The following is a 16,548-nucleotide window of genomic DNA, read 5'->3' on the forward strand; positions in this document are numbered from 1 at the left end:
GTGGGAGGCGGCGCCGATGGATAAGATTCTCGAAGCCGCAAAGGCGATCGCGCTGGCGCGCCGCAACCATGCGCCGCTCGCGGCGCTGGAACGTCCCCCCATGGATGAGGCCGAGGGCTACCAGGTCCAGCGCGCGCTGCACGATCTGCTGCTGCCGCATCTCGGGCCGCTGGTCGGCTACAAGATCGGCTGCACCAGCCAGGTGATGCAGGACTATATCGGCATCCCGCATCCCTGCGGCGGCGGCGTGTTCCAGAAGGGCGTGCACGACACCGGCGCCAAGCTCGCCGCCTCCAACTATGTCCGGGTCGGGGTCGAATGCGAGATCGCGGTGCGGCTGAAGCGCGACCTTGCCGCCGGCGAGGCGCCGTTCACGGCCGAATGGGTCGGCGAGGCGGTCGAAGCCTATCATCCCGCCATCGAGATCGTCGACGACCGCTACGTGAAGTGGGAGGCGATGGGCGCCCCGACGCTGATCGCCGACGATTTCTTCGCCGCCGGCTGCGTGCTCGCCCCGGCGGTTCCGCGCTCGTCGGTGCCGGACCTGAAGGCGGTCAAGGGTCGCGCCATCCTCAACGGCGAGGAGGTCAGCCACGGCACTGGCGCCGACGTGCTCGGTCATCCCCACAACGCGCTCGCCTGGCTCGCCAACCATCTCGCCGCCGAAGGCAAGGGTCTACACGCGGGACAGCTCGTGCTCACCGGTAGCTTGGTCAAGACGCTGTGGCTGAAGGCCGGCGACAAGGTGCGGATGGAACTGGACGGGCTGGGGGCGGTAGAGGTGAAGTTTACCTGAGGGTGCGTTGCGATCTCCGTGCCCCGGACGCAGCGCAGCGCAGCCCTGGCGATGCGAAGCATCGTCCAGGGAGCGGTGCGCTGCAGAGCCGGGGCCCATGCAGCAGCGTGTTGCGCGGCTATCTGGGTCCCGGCTCTGCGCCGCATCGCTGACGCGCTGCGTCTTGTCCGGACAGGCGAGGGATGAGTGTCCGGCAACAATCTCGGCTTTTCCATTAAGACCACAATCACGGACACGCCTCCGCATCCTCGCGGCATCTTCCGCCCGAGTTTTGCTGTCGGCTTGCCCTCCTGAAGATCAAGAAGGCGCAGGGAAGGCCGGGCGCCGGCTGGCACCCGCAATCCCGTGTGCGAAGGATACGCGCACGGGTGGATCACAGGTGACGCCGGGACATCCCGGCCTTCCCTGCGCGATGGTTTTCACGGTGTCCTTCGTGCTCTCCTCGGGGAGCGATGCACTATTGCCCCCGTCGCCTTGCGGATGATCGATGCGCGCACCGGTTGGCCGCCACATCACCGCAAGCTTGACGCACAGACCCCGGGCGTCAGGACCACACGACTTCTCCGTCCGCGCACATCTTCGCCGGCCCCTCGATGGCTGGCGTGCGCTCGCCATCGAGACCAAGCGTAAGACGTTGTCAGCGCCGTGTCGTATCGCGCCTGCCGCTGCTCACGGTTTCCCGCCCTGCAGCGAACATCGCGCGCCGACGCCGTCGCGGCCACCGCATTCCATCCCGCGCTTCGTGACGATCGCGATACGCCCTCTTGTGGAATGGAACGAAACGAGAACATAATGAGGTGGTCGGAGCGTGTCAACAAGAATTTCTAAAATCCGAAAATTCTGAAATTGAAAATTGGTAACGTGTGTGGTACCAAATGATCAGGATCGAAGAATATATCGTCAACGATCGTAGCCCGTTCCGCGATTGGCTCGAACGACTTGATCCGCAGGCACGTGTGATGATTGCGGTCGCGATCGAGCGGTTGGCCGACGGCAACACATCGAACGTCAAGTCCATTGGGGAGGGGGCCGCCGAGCTGAAGATCAATCGCGGCCCTGGCTATCGGGTGTATTTCGGCTGGAATGGCAATTTGCTGGTCATTCTGTTGGGAGGCGGCACCAAGCAGAGACAGCAAAACGACATCGATGCGGCGCTGCGACGATGGCGGGATTACAAGTCAAGAGCAGGACAGGGGAATAGGTGATGCCATTGACCCGGAGTTTTCGTGACACCGTCCGCGCGATGGCCGAGCGCGATCCCGCCTTTCGCGAGGCGCTGTTCCTGGAGGCGATGCAGGGCCTGTTGCAGGGGGATGTCGACTATGGCCGCACCGCGCTGCGGACCTACATCAATGCCACCATCGGTTTCGAGCGGCTCAGCGAGGTGCTCGACCGTCCGCAAAAGAGCCTGATGCGGATGTTTGGGCCGCGCGGCAATCCTACGGCCGAGAACCTGATGGCGGTGATCCACGCGCTCCAGAAGGAGACCGGTGTGCATCTGGAAATACGCGCCGTCGCCGATGCGGCGTGAGGTGACGCTAGCGTTCACCGCCATTGTTGCGAGCGCAGCGACTTGTCCGCCGAAGCCTGAGCGAAGGCGGAAGCAATCCAGAGTCTTTCCACGGAGGCAGTCTGGATTGCTTCGTCGCGAAGGGCTCCTCGCAATGACGTGGATGGGACATCGCTCTTATGGGACCATCCGACGCGCAGCTGCTTCCATCCCCAAAATACATGCGGCCTCCGGCAGGGGAGCTACCGGAGGCCGCGTAGTACATCGTCGTTCGCGCCTAGGTTCGCGAACACGATGTGGGAGCTCTTGAAGAGGGTTAGAAGGGCAGCAGCACGTCCATCACCTGCTGGCCGTAGCGCGGCTGCTGCACGTCCATGATCTGGCCGCGGCCGCCATAGGCGATGCGGGCCTGCGCGATCTTGGTTGAATCGATGGTGTTGTCGCTCTGGATGTCTTCGGGGCGGACGATGCCCGCGACCACGAGCTCGCGGATCTCGTAATTGACGCGGATCTCCTGCTTGCCCTCAACCACGAGGTTGCCGTTCGGCAGCACCTGGGTGACGACCGCGGCGACGTTGGTCTGCAAGGCTTCCGTGCGGTTGACGGAGCCCTTGCCGTCGCTGGACGCGGTGGAGTCGGCGGTGAGGATGCGGCCGGGCAGCACCTTCTGGGCCTGCGCGCCGAGCGTCTTCGCGCCGATGAAGTCGGTGATGCCTGAGTCTTCCGAATTGGTGCGGCTGCGCTGGGTCTCGTTGGCGATGTTGGCCTTGTCGGTGATGTTGACGGCCACGGTGAGGAGGTCGCCGACCTGGCGGGCGCGCTGGTCCTTGAAGAACGCGCGGCTGCCGTTGCGCCACAGCGAGTTCGGATTGTAGGAGGCGACTTCCGGCTTCGGCATCGGCATCTGCACCGGCTTGTAGCCGGGCTGCGTCGTCGGATTGTCGATCGCGGACAATTTCGGCTGCTCGCCGATCTGCGACAGGCGGTCGATCGAGGAGCAACCGCCCAGCGCGCAAGAGGCCAGCAGCAGGGCAGAGATCGCGATGCGACGAAGGCGGAAAGCCGAACTGAACGGGGACATGACGAACTCTTACTTGGCTTGAGCTTGCGAGACGCGAGCTTGCGGGATCTGGGCTTCTGCGATCTGGGCCGGCGACGCGGGGGCCTGCACCAGGTTCCGGAGGAGGGCTGCAGTGTCGACGGGGGCGGGCGCCTCATCGCGCTTGAGTGAGGAGGTCTGCTCGACCGCGGGCGCCATCGGCGCGGATTGGCTCGCGCCATGGATCGTCACCTGGCCGCGGCCGGTGACCACCCCGGTCAGCGTGCGCTTGGATTGCAGATTGAGCACGCTGACGGTGTCGCCCTCGGCGCCGCTCTCGACCGCCTTGCCGCGCGTGGTGAGATAGAGGCCGGGCGCCTGGAAGATGACGGTCACGGCCTGGTCGCGCACCACGAAATCAGGCTTGACGATGTCGGCGGCCCGAAGCGGCGTGCCCGCCCGCATCGCGCGGCGCAGCTGCATGCCGACGCTGCGCTCGCGCGAGGCCGGCTCGCCGGTGACCTCGGCCTTCGGCCGGCGCTCCAGCGCGACGTCGGAGGACTTCAGCGTATCGGCACGATCGATGTCGCGCGTCAGCACGGCCACTTCCACCGTCTCGATCGCGGTCCCGGTGAAGCGCAGCTTGGTCGCGGTCGGATTGCTGTCGTTGGCGATCTCGAAGGCGATGTCGAACCGGCCGCTGCGGGCGTCGTAGCGGGTTGCGACCGGCTGGAGCGCGCCGGAGTTGGAGGCATCCAGCCGCATCTCGGCGACGCCGCGGTCGAAGGTGACGGTGATGTTGGCGGCGTCCCCGAGGCCGAAGCGGCGCTCGAGCGCCGAGGCGACGGCGGTTTCGAGATCCTTGTTCGCGAGCGTGCGGGCAAGGCGGGTGACCTGGACCTCCTTGAGGTCGCCGGTCATCACGCCGATCACCTGCTTTGCGCGGAGCACTGACAGCACCTGCGCGACCGTCAGCGTGCCGGTGGTGCCGAGATCGGGCGAGCGGTAGACCGGGATCAGCGCGGCCGATCCGGCATTGTCGATGAGATCGCCGACCCGCACCACGTCCGAGGTCACGGTGACGCTCGCGCGCAGTGTCGGCGAGGCGATGAAATCGTCCGCGGCCGCTGCCGGCAGGGCCAGCGCGAGCAGGGCGGAGATGGTGGCGAGGGTGGTGCGGATCATCGTCATTGCCTCAGCGGAACAGCGCCGTGGTCGATTGCATCATCTGGTCGGCGGCGCTGATCACCTTGGCGTTCATCTCGTAGGCGCGCTGGGCGGCGATCAGGTCGCTCATCTCCGAGACGACGTCGACATTGGCCTGCTCGAGGCTGCCCTGGGTGATCTTGCCGTAGCCCTCGGAGTTCGCGGTGCCGTCCTGCGGCGGGCCGGACGACGGGGTCTCGGTGAACTGGTTGCTGCCGACCGGCTGCAGGCCCGCCTTGTTGATGAAGCGGGTCACGCCGATCTGGCCGACGATCGAAGAGGTCGACGAGCCCGGCAGCGTCACCGAGACCTGGCCCTGTTCGCTCACGCTGATGCCGGACGCGTTTTGCGGGATCGTGATGCTCGGCTGCACCGGGTTGCCCTGGGCGGTGACGACGCGGCCCTGATTGTCCATCTGGAAGGTGCCGTCGCGGGTGTACTGGTAGGTGCCGTCGGGCATCAGGATCTTGAAGAAGCCTTCGCCGGACATCGCGAGGTCGAGATCGTTGCCGGTCTGCGACAGCGTGCCCTGCGTCATGCTGCGCGGCGTGCCGACGGTCTTGACGCCGCCGCCGATGTCGACGCCGACGGGCAGGATGGTGCCCTGGTCCGAGGCCTGCGCGCCGACGCGGCGGACGTGCTCGTAGATCAGGTCCTGGAACGCCGCGGTCTGCTTCTTGAAGCCGGTGGTGCGCAGGTTGGCGATGTTGTTGGAGATCACCTGAACGTTGAGTTCCTGTGCCGCCATTCCGGTCGCTGCGGTGTGAAGCGCCTGCATGTCAGTTCTCCCTCAATCAGGCCGGAACGTCGGCGAGCTTCTCGATCGCCGATTTGTGGAGGTCGCTCTGCTGCTGGAGCAGATTGGCGATGGCGGTGTAGCTGCGCATGACTTCGACCATGCGGGTCATCTCGCCGACCGAATTCACGTTCGACTTCTCGACATAGCCCTGGCGCACGCTGCTGGATTTGGCATCGGGCTGCAGGGTGGCGGAGCCGGCGGCATAGAGATTGGCGCCGAGCTTGGTCAGCTTGGTCGGATCGTCGAACGAGGCCATGCGGATCTTGCCGCGGATCGAGTCGGTCTTGGCGGTGCCCTCGAGCACCGTGATGGTGCCGTCGGGCGCGACGTTGATGTCGTGATCGGTCGGCTGGAAGGTGATCGGGCCGCCGGTGCCGAGCACCAGATTGCCGTCGGGGGTGACGAGCTGGCCAGTGGCGTTGAGCGAGAACTTGCCGTCGCGGGTGAACATCTCGCCGCCATTGGCCTGCACCGCGAAATAGGCGTTGCCGTCGATCGCCATGTCGAGCGGGTTGTTGGTCGGCTCCATCGGCCCCTGGCCGATGTCGCGGTAGGTGCCGCGGTCCTGCACATAGGAGACCCGGCGGTCCGCGCCGATGAAATTGTCCTCACGCGCGTTCGAGTTGAGGTACTCCTCGAACAGCGAATGGTCGGCCTTGAAGCCGTTGGTGTTGGCATTGGCGACGTTGTTGGCGATGACATCCATCTGCCGTTCCAACGTCATCTGCCGTGACAAGCCGATCAGAAGCGCGTTCTGCATCGGAAATCTCCCCTGAGCGGATCTGCCATTTCGCTCTCCCAAGCGCCTTGGCGGACCCCGTGAACGAGACCGTCGGGTTCTCCCAAACCGTCGGGTCTCGGTCCTTTCTCAGCGAAAGCCGTGCCAACCTGGAAAACTTCGTAATTTCAGTGGCTTGCTGATTTTGAAGGGGCGCTGGAGGGCGGCAGAAAGGTTCTGTTAGCCATGTCTGCCCGGCAGATTTTTCCTAGTGGAGGCCCAATCGAAAGATTCCGTTAACCATTATTACCGTAGCGTTTGCCATGAAGAGGAGCGCATTGCGCCGGGGCATTTGTATCGCGTCCTTGTCTTAAGGCTTCGCTCTTTCGACCCCTTTGAGAGATCCGGGCGCGGCGACCATGGCAGAGAATGAAGCGGAAGGCGGCGCAGCCACTGAGGGCGCGGAAGCCGCTCCGCCGAAGAACAAGCTGAAGCTCATCATCATGGCCGTCGGCCTGCTCGCCGTTCTCGGCGGCGGTGCTGCGACCTGGTTCTTCTTCTTCCGGCACGGCGACGACGAGCATCATGCCGAGGCCGCGCCTCCGCCGAAGCCGCCGTCCTTCGTCGACGTTCCCGACATCATGGTCAACCTCGCCGGTGCGCCCGGCGAGCGCGTGCAATATCTGCGGCTGAAGATCGTGCTGGAGCTGAAGGAAGAGAAGCAGATCGAGGCGATCAAGCCGACGATGCCGCGCGTCACCGACATCTTCCAGACCTATGTGCGCGAGCTGCGCCCCTCCGACCTCAACGGTTCCGCCGGCATCTTCCGCCTCAAGGAGGAGCTGACCAAGCGCGTCAACGCGGCGGTCGCTCCGGTCCAGGTCAGCGCGGTGCTGTTCAAGGAAGTCGTGATCCAGTGAGGACGCTGCGGAAGGTGATGGGCTAGCGTCATGGCCGGCAACGAGCAAATGGACCAGGATGCGATTGCCGCCCAATGGGAGGCATCGCTCGATTCCGAGGATCCCGCCGAGGCCGCGAAGGCTGCGGCCGAGAACGAGCTGTCGGAGACCATGGCCCTGCAATGGGCCGCCATGGTCGAGGACGGCAGCCGCGATCTCGGCAGCGGCAAGAATTCCGGCGAGCGGGTGCTGTCGCAGGAGGAGATCGACAATCTCCTCGGCTTCACCGTCGGCGACGTCACCCTCGACGACCATTCCGGCATCCGCGCGATCATCGATTCGGCGATGGTCTCCTACGAGCGTCTGCCGATGCTCGAAATCGTCTTCGACCGCCTGGTGCGGCTGATGACGACGTCCCTGCGCAATTTCACCTCCGACAACGTCGAAGTCTCGCTCGACCGCATCACCTCGGTGCGTTTCGGCGACTACATGAACTCGATCCCGCTGCCCGCCGTCCTCACCGTCTTCAAGGCCGAGGAATGGGAAAACTTCGGCATGGCGACGGTCGATTCCAACCTGATCTATTCGATGATCGACGTGCTGCTCGGTGGCCGCCGCGGCACCAGCCAGCTCCGCATCGAGGGCCGGCCCTACACCACGATCGAGACCGAGCTGGTCAAGCGGCTGGTCGAGGTGGTGCTCGCCGACGCCGAGCAGGCATTCCGGCCGCTGTCGCCGGTGACCTTCACGATCGACCGGCTCGAGACCAACCCGCGTTTCGCCGCGATCAGCCGTCCCGCCAATGCCGCGATCCTGGTGCGCCTGCGCATCGACATGGAAGACCGCGGCGGCAACATCGAGCTGCTGCTGCCTTATGCGACCATCGAGCCGATCCGGGGCGTCCTGCTCCAGATGTTCATGGGCGAAAAGTTCGGCCGCGACCCGGTCTGGGAAGGCCATTTCGCCACCGAGATCGTGCAGGCCGAGATCGCCGTCGATGCCGTGCTCTACGAGGCCGACATCCCGCTCAAGCAGCTGATGCGGCTCAAGGTCGGCGACACCCTGCCGCTGGACATGCGCGCCGACGCCAACGTCACCGTGCGCTGCGGCGACGTCACGCTGACCGAGGGGCGGATGGGCCGGGTCGGCGACCGCGTCGCGATTCGCGTGACGAAACCCTTGCGCAAGCCAAGTACGACACTTGCGATGTTCGAGAAGGTGGACGAGCAGAACAAGATGATGGAGGCCCCATGAACCACTCCCTGGGAATGGCGATCGAGACGCTGGTGGCTATCCTGCTGATGCTGACGATCGTTTATTGCGTCATGCTCAACAAGCGGCTGACGCGGCTGAAGGCGGACGAGCATTCGCTGAAGGCGGTGATCGGCGAGCTGATCACCGCGACCGAGATCGCCGAGCGCGCGATCGGCGGGCTGAAGCTGGCGGTGCGCGACGTCAACGAGAATCTCGGCAGCCAGCTCGCGGCGGCGACGCAGATGTCGGACCAGCTCTACAAGCAGCTCGGCGAGGCCGACAACGTGGTGCGCCGGCTGTCCAAGATCGCGATCGCCGCGCGCCCCATGACCGGTCCGGAAACGGTCGTCGCACCCGCAGCCAAGCCATCGACGGCGAAGGCGGTGGCGGCTGCGGCCGAAGCCTTCTCCGAGCGCCGACGATCCAACGGCCTTGCCGCATGAAGTCAGGGGTATGAAGTCCTTTCGTAACATCCGTGTCATCCCGGTCGTCCTGGTTGCCGTCGCAGGCCTCGCCACGCTGAAGGTGGCGGGTCTCGTGATCAATGGCGGCTATGTGTTCGACTACAAGCCGAACCAGACCAGGAAATCCTGGGCGCAGGAGAATCTGAACTTCCCGACCGGCCGCGAGGAGCCGGAGATCATCACCGGCTCGACCCATGGCGCGCCGAAGGAGGCGCCCAAGCCGGCCGCGCCGGAGACCAAGCCGGAAGGCACCGTGGTCAAGGTCGACGAAGCCCAGCCGCAGGTCTCGGCCTCCGAGCGCGCGATCCTCGAGCGGTTGCAGGCGCGCCGCCAGGAGATCGAGGCCCGCCAGCGCGAGATCGACATCCGCGAGAGCCTGCTCAAGTCGGCCGAGAAGCGCATCGAAGGCAAGGTCGAGGAGATGAAGGCGGTGGAAACCCGCATCTCCGCGACGCAGGCCGAGCAGAAGGCCGCCGAAGCCCAGCGCATGAAGGGCCTCGTGACCATGTACGAGGGCATGAAGCCCAAGGACGCCGCACGGGTGTTCGACCGGCTGGAGATGGGCGTGCTGATCGAGATCGCCTCGGCGATCGCGCCGCGGAAGATGTCGGACATCATGGGACTGATGTCGCCGGAGGCCGCCGAGAAGCTGACGGTCGAGATGGCCCGCCGTGCCAATGGCGGCGGCGATCAGTCGGCCTCGGCCGGCGAGCTGCCCAAGATCGACGGCAAGCCGACGCAAAAGCCGAATTGAGGGCGCGAGGCGAAGAGGGCTATCGCGACCTGGCGCGTTGTCGCGTGGCCAGTTCGACCGGCGCCCAGCGAGAGGCCTTGCGGGTCTAGTTCGCGAAGACCTGTTGCACCCTGCGAACAGGCGCCTGCTTCTCCAGCCGAGGAAGAGTATCGACCTGCTGCTTGATTAGCGCTGCCTTCGTGACGCGAGTCACGAGCTGCAGGGTGCTATGGCAACAGGAGCACTCATATATTTTCAGGGCATATCCTCTGGCGATCGGAACGATCGCTACGACCGCTCTTGCCCTGCTACACACAATGCAACCGGCTTCTCCGCTCATTGATTACCCCCAAAGCTAACCAATGCGATTCGCATCGCCGAGGTCACATCTGATTCAGAGTCGCGCGCGAACCGCAACGCTCCGAAGGTTGTGAGTGCGCGCGCTCAGCAACTCCTCAAGGCGGCAGATCAAGCTCCCGCGGCGGATGCAGTCGAAGCTGGCGGCATCTTCTGAGACTGCGATGAGTTGACGCGCGCAGGTGTGAAGTGGCGTACAGTGGCGCCCAAGGCCCGGTCCTACGCTTTGGCCAGTCGCAATCGGCAGCGCAGGAGGAGGCCATGAACTACTCGTCCGCAGCAGAACGCGTCATCGAGGCCCTCAACCGGCTGCTCATAGCGGCGATGACATCGGCGTGGACATCCGCCCTCAGCCATCAGCATGCAGCGCCGCCAGAAGACGACGACGGCAACGATGATGAATCTTCTCTCGACGAAGACAGCTCCTCGGCACCGGAAGGTGCCGGCAAGCAACATTGAAGCCGCAATCGGCTTAAGGCCGTCACACGATCAGATCGTGCGACACATGGCCGTGAACGGTACCTGCCGAGAAAGGTGGATCGACATCGGACGGCGATGTTTCAGGCATGAATGCCGGCTCGGATCCATGGAATTCCCCAGCGTGCCCGTGATGACCGACGAAGTCCGAGAGCTGATCCAGCATCGCGCTATGCAGCGAGCCCTGCGACGCGTCATCCCGGAACTGGAACGAGTCGCCGAGCTGCTGCGGATCGGCAGGCTTTGATCCAGACGCTCCCCCGGACGGGTTGTGCTGGTCCGCCCCGCTTGAGAGCGAATGGTTGGCACCGCCGGTCGATGACTTCAGAAGGCTGGGGTTGAGCGAAGTGTCTGCCGCTTCGTGGGAATGAGCCGCCTGGGCGGCGCCTCTTGGTGATGAGACGCCGTCATTCCCAGCGTCGCTTCCGAGCGCAAGCCCGCTACCGGCGTGCTGTCCGGCAGCGCCATGGGCAAAATTCAGCATGGCGATGTCGGGCACCTGGCCGCTTGCGGCAATCGCGCCATTCTTGCCAGCCAATGAGGCTGCGTCGAGCCCGGCCGGGTTGGTGAAGACAAAGCTGGCCTCGGTGAGCGGGACCACGTGTTGCACGATCACAGACAGTCCGCCGGCTGAGGGAGTTGCCGCGTCGCCGCGGGGCGTTTCGGTCGCGAGCGTTTGCACTTCGTCTGAACTGGACAAGCTGGAATATCCGGTCTGTCCGATCTGGTCCCAGTTCGAATCGAGGCTGGTGGTCGCCTCGGTCGATTGGATTGTCGAACTTCCCGCAGCGAGAAGCGTGCCGTCGCCGCTGCCGGACTCGGACAAGCCTTCGGAAGTGATCGTCATCACGGCGGTCGCGTCACCCTGCGAGGTTGCGATGGGGTCGAGCAGCTCGCCGGCAGCCGCCGTCACAGGTGCCGCTGCCGGCGCCGTGATGAAGTCCGACGCGTCGATGGTTGCGATGCCCTGCAAATGGATTTCGAGCAGACTGGAATCGCCGACGTGCAGGGTCTGGTCCGTTGAATTGACGTACACGATCGTTTCATTCGCCGCGCTGTCATAGAGCCAGGCGATCGTATGTGCCGGCACGGCCGTGCTGGTCGAGCTCAAGGCCAATATGGCGAACCCAAGCGCGCCCATGGCAGTCAAGTCGATCTTGTCCGCTCCCGATGCAAAGTCGGTGATGGTGTCGAACTGGCTTGCGTTGGAGTCGGCTACGAACAAGTAAGCGAAACGGTCGTTCCCATTGCTGCCGGTGAGCTGATCCGCACCAAATCCGCCCGTTATGGTGTCGGCGCCGTTGTTGCCGTTGATGGTATCGCTGCCCGAGCCGCCGTAGATGGTGTCATCCCCATCATTGCCTTTGATCGTGTCATTGCCCGAGCCGCCATAGAGAACGTCGGCCTTTCCGGTCCCATTGACCGTGTCGCTGCTGGCCCCCGCGTAGATGATCTGACCTGTGTTGCCGCCACCGGCAATCGTTTCGCTCCCCGGCGTTCCATACACGTTGGGGGGATCTGAGATCACGGCAGATCCGGTGGCCAGGTTATCGAAATCGTTCGGGTCTGCGTCGCTGGCACCATGAATGGCGACGGTCACCGTCTGCGTCGTACCGTCGATGGCAGTTATCGAGAAGGTGTCCGTCAGGGTTTCGCCGGCCTCGAGCGCCTGAACCACGGTGTTGTTGTTATCGAGGGTGTAAGTCCATACGCCGGCTGCGGTCATCGTGAAGGTGCCGTATCCGCCGTCGCTAGCAGCCGGCGAAGAGACTGCGGTGAACGTGTTCGGAGCGTTGTCGACGTCCGTATCGGTGAGCGTGCCGGTCGTGACGGGAATGCCGGGCGAGAAAGTTCCTGCCTCTGTCACTGAGCCGGTCGTGGTGCCGGAAATAAGGGCGGCGTCGTTGCTGCCCTGAATGGTGATCGTCACCACCTGCGGCGTACCGTCGAGGGCGTTGACGGTGAAACTGTCGGTGAGCGTGCCGCCGACATTGAGCGCCTGCACCGCGCCGCTGGCGTTGTCCAAGGTGTAGGTCCACACGCCGGCGGCGGTTATCGTAAAGGTGCCATAACCATTCGTGCTTGCCTTGGGCGAACTCACCGCGCTGAAGGTATTGGACGGATTGTCGACGTCGGAGGCAAAGAGCGTGCCCGTTGTGCTCGGGCTGCCGGGTGTCGCGTTGGCAACGCCTCCGGCCTCGGTCACCGAGGCGGTCGTGGTGCCGGAAACGACGGCCGCATCGTTGGCGCCATGGATGGTGATCGTTACCACTTGGGCCGTTCCGTCCAGAGTGGTCACTGTGAACGTGTCGGTCAGTGTCTCGCCGGTATTGAGCCCCTGCACCGCGCCGTTGGCATTGTCGAGCGTGTAGGTCCACACGCCCGCTGCCGTCATGGTGAAGGTGCCATAGCCGGCGGCGCTCACCGTCGGCGATCCGACGGCCGTGAAAGCATTGGCGGTCGTGTCGACGTCGGCGTCGGTGAGGGTGCCGGTCGCGGTGGGTGTGCCGGGGTTTGCGTTGGCGACGTCGCCAGCCTCGATCACGTCGCCGGTCGTCGCGCCGGAAATGATCGCAGCGTCACTGGTCCCGTGGATGGTGATCGTCACCACCTGTGGGGTGCCTCCGATCGAGGTCACCGTAAAGCTGTCGGTCAGCGTCTCGCCGGCATTGAGTGCCTGCACTGCGAGGTTGGCATTGTCCAAGGTGTAGGTCCACACGCCGGCCGCCGTCATCGTGAAGGTGCCATAGCCACCGGCGCTCGCGGTTGGCGAACTCACGGCGGTGAACGTATTGGGCGGATCGTCGACATCGATGTCGGTGAGGGTGCCGGTCGCAAGCGGCGTGCCGGGCGTTCCGTTGGCGATGCCGCCAGCCTCGATGATCGAACCGGTCGTGGTGCCGGAGATGATTGCAGCGTCATTGACACCGTTGATGGTGATCGTGAAGGTCTGGGTGACGGAGGTGAGTCCGTCGGAGACGGTGATAACGAAACCGTCGGTCGTAGGCGCCTTCAGCGCGTTGATTGCGGCATTGTCGGGCACGAACGTATAAGCGCCGCTCGTGCTGTTGACGTAGAGAATCCCGTAGGAACTTGTCTTCGACAGATCGTACGTCACTCCATCCAGAACCGTACTGCCGGCGCTGGCCCCGATGATGCCGAAGGTCAGATTGCCGCCGCCGCTGGTGCTACTGGCACTGAAGGTTCCCGTCGTCGCCGTGAATGTGTCAAACACGACCGTATCGAGCTCGATTGGCCCAGCCCCGGTGCTGAGAGTCGGCGGTACAGGGTCCAAGAGCGCGAAAGTGATGAGTGGCAACGTCGTCGGCAAGATCTGCAGCGTGGGCGCATCCGGCTGAATGAAATTGATCGGCTGCAGTGGCTGGGGTTTGACGAAGAAAGGCGTGCTCGAGCCACGGGGCCCTTGTTCTCCTAGATTGGCGAGCACATCCTGTTGGGCGGCGCGCAACTCCTCCATGCGAGCCGCCGTGTTCGCGACGTGATTGACGCTGATGGTGGATCCCACCTTCTTGATGACGATCGTCTCGCCGGGATCTTCGACGATGATGCGTCGCGGGACCCGCTCCTTGGTCACGAGCTCAAATGCGCCGTGCGCAAGGTCCTTGTAGGTAATGGAGTCGTCATCCAGGAATGTGACATCCGGGTCCGCGGCCTCGGCATGCTGCGCGGCCGAGAAGGTCAATGCTGCAAGTGTCAGCATCCCGAAACCGCCCGCGTGGCCCCGGGCGCGAATGCCTGCAATGGGCGTATTCAGCTGGAGCGCCCCGGTTTCCGCCAGCCGGCCCGGTACGAAACTGAAGCTCCCTCGGGTCACGTCGAACAAGGCTGCAGGTGGCATGCCTTCGACGTCGAAGACAAACTCGCTCAGCACAACGTGAGTGCTGCAGGCGATGTTGAAGAAAGTACCGTCGATGAAGCAGATTGTGATCTGCCCGTCGGCGTCGGTCTCCAGCACGTCGCCCCGGTAGATGGGCGCACCAGCTACGGCCTGTGTGGCGACGCAGCTCGCTCGCGTAAGCGCACAGCAACCGATCACTCTATGAATATGGCCGATGAGTTCGACGGGCAGGGCCATGGCGGCCCCGCTGTCAACCTGGATGCCGGATGCAACTAACATGGCTAGACCTCGCCCGGGTGATCGATTCAGGCTCGGCGTGCTGCCAAAACCTTGCTGGGGCCCTCGCCAAGGGACAAAATTTCCTGGGCGCTGGCAGCCCCGAAGGCTTGCCCGCCGAAAAAATCAAGTCGATCGAGAGAGATGCATTGCGCGGGAGAGAGCGACGCGTACCGCCATTCCCGCCGTGCCCCCTCCCGCCAATGTGATTAAATTGACAAACGAGACGTATTTAATTTGTGGCGCTCGTGTAGCGCTGGAGATAAATTAGGCTAGTTAATAAAATTAAACAACAATTATAGTTATTCTGGCAGCGCTGCGCGGTTCAAGAATGGGCCGCCGATAGCGACGAGATCTTCTCAGAAAGGGGGGATCATGTGCAGACCTGCGATAGCCGCTTTGACGACCGGCCTGGTTTTGGCCCTTGCCAATTTCTTGCCGAGTGAGGCTCGAGCGCAAATCGATTCCGCCAAGCCCGCCGTCGCTGCCTCGTCATCGAAACCGATTGGGAAGGTGGTGGTGGCCACAGGCTCGGTCACGATCGAACATGCGGGCGCCGTGGTCGTTCAGGCGAATGTCTCGAGTGACCCTGGCCGGGCCAACACGGGTGATCCCGTATATCTTGGTGACGTGGTGCAGACGGGGGCCGACGGCCGCGTCGGCATCAATTTTACCGACGGCAGCTCGTTCAATTTATCGAGCAACGCCCGCATGGTGTTGGATCACTATGTGTATGAGCCGGCCGGCAAGTCCAATGCGACCCTATTCAATCTCGCCAGGGGAACGTTCACTTTTGTTGCGGGCGGTGTCGCGAAGACCGGCGACATGAAGGTCGATACTCCCGTCGCCACGCTGGGGATCCGAGGCACGACGCCGCATGTCGAGATTTCGGACGATGGGTCGGTCAAAATTTCGACCCTGATCGAAGAGGGCAAGAGTAAGCTCTTGAAGAAACCGCCGACATCGGCGGCGCCGGAGCCCGATCGAACCAGCAATCGGAGGCTCAACATCTGCCGGGGATGCTGAGAAACTTGCTAGGCCCGAAGCCGCCGTGATGCCGCAGTGCCGGCCGGGCAGGGAGACCAGGATTGGCGCTTCGTTCGCTGTCGGAGCCGGACACTTGGTGTGGAAATGATTGCAAGAGCCAGTTTCATCAAGGCCGTGATGCTCATTCTTGTCCTTGTGCTGTCCAGTTCGTCGGGCTGGGCGCAGAAGAAGGGCAGCTCCCTCAAGAATGTTGAACTGTGTAACGGCTCAGACCGCGTGTCACCCGAAGCTCGGATCGATGGCTGCAAGGCGTTTATCGATGCGGGCGAGGGAGCGGTGAACGGCTTCGTTGTCGCCTACAACAACAGGGGGAATGCCTATAGCGCCAAAGCCGACTACGAACGCGCGATCAAGGATTTCGTTGAAGCGACCAGGCTTGATCCGAATTATGCGAAAGCGTTCAACAACCTCGGCGTGGCCTATCTGAGAACGGGGGCGCGCGATCTGGCGATCGGCGCCTTCGACGAGGCGCTCAGGCTCAACCCGAACTACGGCTCCGCTTTTGCCAACCGTGCGGCGGCCCACCTGCAAGGGAACGCGTACGACCGCGCAGCGCGGGACTATGACGAGGCAATTCGCCTTGATCCGAAGCTGGAGGCGGTGCGGAGCGGACGCTGTTGGACCCGAGCCGTCCTTGGCGATTTGCAGGCTGCGCTGGAAGACTGCGATATTGCGCTTCGATCGGGAGCAAACAACGCGGCAACATACGATTCGCGCGCTCTCATAAATCTGAAAATGGGGCAATTCTCCGCGGCGATGCATGACTACAACTCAGCGCTGCGGTTCGCGCCCAAGCTTGCGAGCGCGCTCTACGGCCGAGGGATTGCCAAATTCAAGCTCGGCGACACAGATGGTAGCCATAGCGATATCTCGGCGGCCAGAAAAATCGACGCTGGAATCGACCAAGCCTTTGACCGCTATGGGGTGCCCGTGAAGGGACAGGTCAACCGCGACGGCACCGTTTTGCAGGTGTTAACGAGGCCTTAACCATCGGCGTCTCAAATTCAGACGCCCGCCCACGCTCGATGCGGCACGGCGTGCTGCCTCCAAAGCAAATCAAGATATAGCATTAACAAGTCCTTAATTGGCGAGACCTACAGTCGACGGCATGGGC

At 63.6% G+C, this 16,548-nt stretch carries 15 protein-coding genes; 10 read left to right on the forward strand and 5 right to left on the reverse strand.

The features are described from left to right. Positions 1 to 16: 16 nt before the first annotated feature. From CIT37_RS14715 to CIT37_RS14725, 3 genes are all read left to right on the forward strand, one after another. Entirely contained in the window at positions 17 to 796 is a 780-nt protein-coding gene (locus CIT37_RS14715; protein ID WP_038948120.1) for a 2-keto-4-pentenoate hydratase, read from the forward strand. A gap of 875 nt (positions 797 to 1,671) precedes the next feature. Beyond that, positions 1,672 to 2,001: a type II toxin-antitoxin system RelE/ParE family toxin gene (locus CIT37_RS14720; RefSeq protein WP_038971602.1), complete on the forward strand. Its 330-nt coding sequence runs from the start codon at positions 1,672 to 1,674 to the stop codon at positions 1,999 to 2,001. Next, the gene (locus CIT37_RS14725; protein WP_038971603.1) at positions 2,001 to 2,327 is read left to right on the forward strand and encodes a helix-turn-helix domain-containing transcriptional regulator; all 327 of its coding nucleotides are present in this window, start codon (positions 2,001 to 2,003) and stop codon (positions 2,325 to 2,327) included. The genes CIT37_RS14720 and CIT37_RS14725 overlap by 1 nt, the downstream gene beginning before the upstream one ends. A 295-nt stretch (positions 2,328 to 2,622) precedes the next feature. On the opposite strand, the gene flgH is transcribed toward CIT37_RS14725, so the two are convergent. Genes flgH through flgF form a run of 4 tightly spaced genes read right to left on the reverse strand, consistent with a single transcriptional unit; the run spans position 2,623 to position 6,110 of the window. After that, complete coding sequence (flgH, locus tag CIT37_RS14730) at positions 2,623 to 3,387, reverse strand: flagellar basal body L-ring protein FlgH (protein WP_095425278.1); 765 nt, start codon at positions 3,385 to 3,387, stop codon at positions 2,623 to 2,625. Positions 3,388 to 3,396: 9 nt separating this feature from the next. Then, positions 3,397 to 4,530 carry a flagellar basal body P-ring formation chaperone FlgA gene (gene flgA, locus CIT37_RS14735; RefSeq protein ID WP_161966410.1) on the reverse strand — a complete coding sequence of 378 codons (1,134 nt, stop codon included), beginning with the start codon at positions 4,528 to 4,530 and terminating at the stop codon, positions 3,397 to 3,399. Between the two features lie 10 nt (positions 4,531 to 4,540). Next, on the reverse strand, positions 4,541 to 5,329 hold the full coding sequence (flgG, locus tag CIT37_RS14740) for a flagellar basal-body rod protein FlgG (protein WP_028142756.1): 789 nt from the start codon (positions 5,327 to 5,329) through the stop codon (positions 4,541 to 4,543). A 16-nt stretch (positions 5,330 to 5,345) separates the two neighbouring features. Next, a complete protein-coding gene (gene flgF / locus CIT37_RS14745; protein ID WP_028142757.1) occupies positions 5,346 to 6,110 on the reverse strand; it encodes a flagellar basal-body rod protein FlgF in 765 nt (254 codons plus the stop codon). Positions 6,111 to 6,487: 377 nt separating this feature from the next. On the opposite strand from flgF, the gene fliL reads away from it, so the two are divergent. From fliL to CIT37_RS14770, 5 genes are all read left to right on the forward strand, one after another. Continuing rightward, positions 6,488 to 6,988 carry a flagellar basal body-associated protein FliL gene (fliL, locus tag CIT37_RS14750; protein WP_028142758.1) on the forward strand — a complete coding sequence of 167 codons (501 nt, stop codon included), beginning with the start codon at positions 6,488 to 6,490 and terminating at the stop codon, positions 6,986 to 6,988. Positions 6,989 to 7,018: 30 nt separating this feature from the next. Continuing rightward, entirely contained in the window at positions 7,019 to 8,221 is a 1,203-nt protein-coding gene (fliM, locus tag CIT37_RS14755; RefSeq protein WP_018321852.1) for a flagellar motor switch protein FliM, read from the forward strand. Continuing rightward, the gene (locus tag CIT37_RS14760) at positions 8,218 to 8,664 is read left to right on the forward strand and encodes a DUF6468 domain-containing protein (protein WP_028142759.1); all 447 of its coding nucleotides are present in this window, start codon (positions 8,218 to 8,220) and stop codon (positions 8,662 to 8,664) included. The genes fliM and CIT37_RS14760 overlap by 4 nt, the downstream gene beginning before the upstream one ends. 10 nt (positions 8,665 to 8,674) lie before the next feature. Continuing rightward, positions 8,675 to 9,439, forward strand: coding sequence for a MotE family protein (locus CIT37_RS14765; protein ID WP_028142760.1), 765 nt, complete (start codon positions 8,675 to 8,677; stop codon positions 9,437 to 9,439). 597 nt (positions 9,440 to 10,036) lie between these two features. Further along, positions 10,037 to 10,234 carry a hypothetical protein gene (locus CIT37_RS14770; protein ID WP_109866598.1) on the forward strand — a complete coding sequence of 66 codons (198 nt, stop codon included), beginning with the start codon at positions 10,037 to 10,039 and terminating at the stop codon, positions 10,232 to 10,234. A 22-nt stretch (positions 10,235 to 10,256) separates the two neighbouring features. Here CIT37_RS14770 and CIT37_RS14775 read toward each other — a convergent pair whose 3' ends face one another. Next, a complete protein-coding gene (locus CIT37_RS14775; protein WP_244611242.1) occupies positions 10,257 to 14,390 on the reverse strand; it encodes a VCBS domain-containing protein in 4,134 nt (1,377 codons plus the stop codon). A gap of 396 nt (positions 14,391 to 14,786) precedes the next feature. Between CIT37_RS14775 and CIT37_RS14780 the strand changes: the two genes are divergently transcribed. Then, positions 14,787 to 15,413: a FecR family protein gene (locus tag CIT37_RS14780; protein ID WP_312017544.1), complete on the forward strand. Its 627-nt coding sequence runs from the start codon at positions 14,787 to 14,789 to the stop codon at positions 15,411 to 15,413. Positions 15,414 to 15,518: 105 nt separating this feature from the next. Then, on the forward strand, positions 15,519 to 16,421 hold the full coding sequence (locus tag CIT37_RS14785; protein ID WP_063711743.1) for a tetratricopeptide repeat protein: 903 nt from the start codon (positions 15,519 to 15,521) through the stop codon (positions 16,419 to 16,421). Positions 16,422 to 16,548: the final 127 nt, after the last annotated feature.

The sequence above is a fragment of the Bradyrhizobium ottawaense genome, from assembly GCF_002278135.3.
Classification (GTDB): domain Bacteria; phylum Pseudomonadota; class Alphaproteobacteria; order Rhizobiales; family Xanthobacteraceae; genus Bradyrhizobium; species Bradyrhizobium ottawaense.

Bases quoted from the DNA above. Each gene is read 5' to 3' on its own strand.
- CIT37_RS14715 (WP_038948120.1), top strand. From the start codon at position 17: ATGGATAAGATTCTCGAAGCCGCAAAGGCGATCGCGCTGGCGCGCCGC.
- CIT37_RS14720 (WP_038971602.1), top strand. From the start codon at position 1,672: ATGATCAGGATCGAAGAATATATCGTCAACGATCGTAGCCCGTTCCGC.
- CIT37_RS14725 (WP_038971603.1), top strand. From the start codon at position 2,001: ATGCCATTGACCCGGAGTTTTCGTGACACCGTCCGCGCGATGGCCGAG.
- flgH (WP_095425278.1), bottom strand. From the start codon at position 3,387: ATGTCCCCGTTCAGTTCGGCTTTCCGCCTTCGTCGCATCGCGATCTCT.
- flgA (WP_161966410.1), bottom strand. From the start codon at position 4,530: ATGATCCGCACCACCCTCGCCACCATCTCCGCCCTGCTCGCGCTGGCC.
- flgG (WP_028142756.1), bottom strand. From the start codon at position 5,329: ATGCAGGCGCTTCACACCGCAGCGACCGGAATGGCGGCACAGGAACTC.
- flgF (WP_028142757.1), bottom strand. From the start codon at position 6,110: ATGCAGAACGCGCTTCTGATCGGCTTGTCACGGCAGATGACGTTGGAA.
- fliL (WP_028142758.1), top strand. From the start codon at position 6,488: ATGGCAGAGAATGAAGCGGAAGGCGGCGCAGCCACTGAGGGCGCGGAA.
- fliM (WP_018321852.1), top strand. From the start codon at position 7,019: ATGGCCGGCAACGAGCAAATGGACCAGGATGCGATTGCCGCCCAATGG.
- CIT37_RS14760 (WP_028142759.1), top strand. From the start codon at position 8,218: ATGAACCACTCCCTGGGAATGGCGATCGAGACGCTGGTGGCTATCCTG.
- CIT37_RS14765 (WP_028142760.1), top strand. From the start codon at position 8,675: ATGAAGTCCTTTCGTAACATCCGTGTCATCCCGGTCGTCCTGGTTGCC.
- CIT37_RS14770 (WP_109866598.1), top strand. From the start codon at position 10,037: ATGAACTACTCGTCCGCAGCAGAACGCGTCATCGAGGCCCTCAACCGG.
- CIT37_RS14775 (WP_244611242.1), bottom strand. From the start codon at position 14,390: ATGTTAGTTGCATCCGGCATCCAGGTTGACAGCGGGGCCGCCATGGCC.
- CIT37_RS14785 (WP_063711743.1), top strand. From the start codon at position 15,519: ATGATTGCAAGAGCCAGTTTCATCAAGGCCGTGATGCTCATTCTTGTC.